Origin of the sequence: Intrasporangium sp. (assembly GCF_035688975.1) — a bacterium.
Lineage (GTDB): Bacteria > Actinomycetota > Actinomycetes > Actinomycetales > Dermatophilaceae > CALMNV01.
The window spans coordinates 1-3,834 of sequence record NZ_DASSMH010000136.1; the positions used below are offsets into that span (position 1 = coordinate 1).

The 3,834-nt window shown below is 75.0% G+C and carries 3 protein-coding genes and 2 pseudogenes; 2 read left to right on the top strand and 3 right to left on the bottom strand.

What is annotated here, in order from left to right:
- Positions 1-276 (top strand): annotated as a pseudogene (locus VFJ94_RS14395) (HNH endonuclease); the annotation flags it as partial.
- A 78-nt stretch (positions 277-354) separates the two neighbouring features.
- Here the strand turns inward: VFJ94_RS14395 and pyrE are convergent.
- Together pyrE and VFJ94_RS14405 are read right to left on the bottom strand one after the other, a co-directional pair.
- Entirely contained in the window at positions 355-921 is a 567-nt protein-coding gene (gene pyrE, locus VFJ94_RS14400; RefSeq protein ID WP_325004913.1) for an orotate phosphoribosyltransferase, read from the bottom strand.
- 45 nt (positions 922-966) lie between these two features.
- Positions 967-1,425 (bottom strand): annotated as a pseudogene (locus tag VFJ94_RS14405) (SDR family NAD(P)-dependent oxidoreductase); the annotation flags it as partial.
- A 288-nt stretch (positions 1,426-1,713) separates the two neighbouring features.
- Between VFJ94_RS14405 and VFJ94_RS14410 the strand changes: the two are divergent.
- Positions 1,714-2,505 (top strand): exodeoxyribonuclease III, encoded by a 792-nt coding sequence (locus VFJ94_RS14410; RefSeq protein ID WP_325004914.1) that lies wholly within the window; start codon positions 1,714-1,716, stop codon positions 2,503-2,505.
- On the opposite strand, the gene VFJ94_RS14415 is transcribed toward VFJ94_RS14410, so the two are convergent.
- Positions 2,495-3,834 (bottom strand): MFS transporter (locus VFJ94_RS14415; RefSeq protein ID WP_325004915.1); only part of this gene is annotated, 1,340 nt, incomplete at its 5' end. The genes VFJ94_RS14410 and VFJ94_RS14415 overlap by 11 nt on opposite strands.

Genomic DNA, 3,834 nt, shown 5'->3' on the forward strand with positions numbered 1-3,834 from the left:
CCCTGGCCCCGCGGACAAACCACCCCCACCGACCTGTCCGCCAAACACCGCCGCCACCACAACCTCCGCACCACCGGGGCCTGGACCGCCGAACGCGCCCCCACCGGCCAGCAACCCATCACCTGGCGCACCCTCGCCGGCAGCCACTACACCACCTGGCCCAAGGACTGGCTCGAAGCCCACCGCCAACAACCCCACCACGACGCCGCCACCCCCACCACGAACCACGACCGGCACCCGCCCCCCGAACCACCCGACGACCCACCGCCCTTCTGAGCAAAGGCCTGACCCGTGACACCACAGGTCCGCAGTGCCCTACGCCAGGCCTCGCTCCTCGCGCGGGTCGTGTCGGCCCTACGCCAAGCCGAGGTCCGAGAGCGAGTACACCGACCGGTACTCCACTCCCTCGGCGCGGATCCGGTCCGCGGCGCCGGTCGCCCGGTCGGCGATCGTGGCGACCGCGACGACGTGCGCCCCCTCGTCACGCGCCGCCTTGACGGCCTCCAGCGGGGAGGCGCCCGTCGTCGTCGTGTCCTCGACGACGAGGACCCGCCGCCCGGAGATCGAGGGCCCCTCGATCCGCTGCTGCAGGCCGTGCGCCTTGCCGGCCTTGCGGACGACGAAGGCGTCGAGCCGCTCCCCGGCCCCGGCAGCGGCATGGAGCATGGCCGTGGCGACGGGGTCGGCACCGAGCGTGAGACCACCGACGGCGGCATACGTGAGGTCCCGGGTGAGGTCGCGCAGGACGACGCCGACGAGGGGAGCAGCCTCGCCGTCCAGCGTGATCCGGCGCAGGTCGACGTAGTAGTCCGCCTCCCTGCCGGACGACAGCGTCACCCGGCCGTGGACGATGGCCTTGTCCCGGATGATCTCGAGCAGGCGGGCGCGGGCGGTGGCGACGTCGGTCGTGGTCTGGGTCACGGCCAGATGGTATGCCGCCTGCCGGGCACCGCGCGTCGCCGTCCGTCAGCCGCGCGACCGGCCGAAGAGGTGCGGCAGGCGCGGCAGGCGCGGTCCGCCCCGGCCTCGCCGCCGCACGAGCCGGCGCGGCGCGAGGCGCAGCAGGCCCACGATGGCCTTGTACTGCGCGCCCGGGACGGACAGCACCCGTCCCCGGGCGACATCGGTGAGACAGTCAGCGACGAGCCTCGGTGCGTCGAGCCACAGGAACGCCGGGGCATCGGCGGGCACTCCGGCCCGCTCGTGGAACTCCGTGCGGGTGAAGCCAGGGCACAGGGCGGTCGCCGTCACCCCGCTTCCGCCCAGCTCGGCGGCCAGGCCCTCGGTGAAGACCGTGACCCAGGCCTTGGCCGCCGAGTACGTGCCGGCCGCCACGAAGCCGGCGACGGAGGAGACGTTGACGATGGCGCCGTGACCTCGGGCGCGCATGGCCCGCGCGGCGGCATGGGAGAGCACGAGGACGGCATCCCGCGCACGGCCGCGGCGAGTGGCGCCAGGGAGTGCCCCCGCACGACCCGCGCGGAAGGCCAGTCCCCGGAACGCTCGCGGCCAGGCGCCACCCCTCCATGAAAGCAGCGGCCGGCAGCCCACGCGCCACTTCCGCACGCCCCTCTCCCCGTCGAGTGGTCACTTCCGCACGCTCCTCACCCCATCGAGTGGCCACTTCCGCACGCCCCCAACCGCACCAAAGTGGCCACTCGACCTCGAACCCCCGTCGAGTGGCCACTTCCGTGCGCCGTAGGGTGGGCGACTGTGCGCATCGCCACGTGGAACGTCAACTCCATCCGCTCGCGCATCGACCGGGTGGAGTCGTGGCTACGGCGCGCGGACGTGGACGTGCTCGCCCTGCAGGAGACCAAGGCGCGCGAGGACCAGTTTCCGTATGCCGGGCTGCGGGCGCTCGGCTACGAGGTGGCGCACCACGGCCTCAACCACTGGAACGGCGTCGCCGTGCTGTCACGGGTGGGGCTCGACGACGTCACCGTGGGGTTCGACGGTATGCCGGGCTGGGGTGACCCCGTGGCGGCCGAGGCCCGAGCCGTGGGGGCGACGTGTGCCGGCGTGCGGATCTGGTCGCTCTACATCCCCAACGGGCGCACGCTCGAGGACCCGCACCTGCGCTACAAGCTCCAGTGGTTGGAGGCGCTGCGCGTGGCGGGTCGGGGCTGGCTGGCCGCCGAGCCCCAGGCGCAGATCGCGCTGATGGGCGACTGGAACATCGCCCCGCAGGACGACGACGTGTGGAGCCCGGCCTACTACGAGGGCCGCACGCACACGTCGCCGGCCGAGCGGGCGGCCTTCCGGGGCGTCGTGGAGGCGGGGTATGCCGACGTCGTCCGGCCGCACGCGCCCGGGCCGGGGGTCTACACCTACTGGGACTACACGCAGCTGCGCTTCCAGAAGGGCCGGGGGATGCGGATCGACTTCGCCCTGTGCTCGCCCGCTCTCGCGGCCCGCGTCGTCGGCGCTGCCATCGACCGCGAGGAGCGCAAGGGCAAGGGCGCCTCGGACCACGCGCCCGTCGTTGTCGAGCTCACGGACTGACTCTGCCCCGCGTGTCCGGGGTCAGGCCGAGGGTGAGGGCGAGGAGCCCGGCGAGCAGGGCCGCCACCGCACCACCGAGGAACACGGTCTGGATCTGCACCACGCCGGCCGCGACGAGGGCGCCGGGGTCGAGCGGGTTCGGCAGGCGGCGCACGGCCTCGAAGTAGCGGCTCAGCCCGACGGAGGTCAGCAGCGCGAGGCCGACCACCATGCCGACCATCCGCGCCACCACCACGAGGGAGCTCGCCACCCCGTGCGCCCCCACGGGCGAGTCCGCCAGGACCGCGTCGTTGACCGGCGCGAGCGCCAGGCCCACCCCGAGCCCGACGAGGGCAAGCACGACCGTGGTCGCCAGGGGCTGCTCGACCGAGTGGAGCGACCACCCCGACATGACGAACAGGCCTGCGGATGCCGCCAGCAGCCCGGCCCCGGCCACGGCCCCGGCACCCACCCGGCGCAGCGCCACCCCACCGACGGCCGCCCCCACCGGCACCGCGACGAGGAAGCGGACGAGGACCAGGGCCGCTCCGGTCTCGTCGTAGGAGCCGGTGAGGCGCGCGAGGAGGGGCACGTCGACGACGACCGCCACGAGCGAGACCCCCACGAGCAGGCTGACGACGACCGACCGGGCGCCCCGGCCCCGCACCACCCCCCGCGGCACGAGCGGCTGCCGGGCGCGGCGATGCCACCACCCGTAGCCCAGCAGGGTGAGCCCGCCCACGGGCAGCAGGACGCGGCCGAGGGCGCCGACGAGCTCGCGCTCCGGGTCGGCCGAGGCGAAGGCGAGCACGAGGCAGCCGAGCGAGACGGTCACGAGGGTGGCGCCGACGAGGTCGGCACGCCGCAGCACCGGCCACCACTGCGGGACGGTGAGGGCAGTCGCGCCGAGGAGCAGGGCGGCCGCGACGGCGCCGATGGGCGTGAGGGCGCGGGAGTCGCCGGAGAAGGGGACGAAGGGCGCCCCCAGGGTCACGTCGGTCACGAGCCGCTGAGGGGCGGCGAGGGCGAGCGTCCCGAGGGCGATCCCGGCCGCGCCGAGGGTCCACGCTCCGAGGAGCCTCGTCCGTATGCCGCGCCGGCCGCCTCCGCCGCGCACGCTCGCCCGCCGCCCGAGGGCGCGGATCACGGCATACAGCACCACTCCGGCGACGGCGTTGGCCCAGAAGATGGCCCGCCACCCGGACACGGCGAGGATTGCTGCGCCGAAGACGGGGCCCACGACCGAGCCGAGCTCCTGGACGGCCCCCACGAGCAGGCTGACGACGACCGACCGGGCGCCCCGGCCCCGCACCACCCCCCGCGGCACGAGCGGCTGCCGGGCGCGGCGAT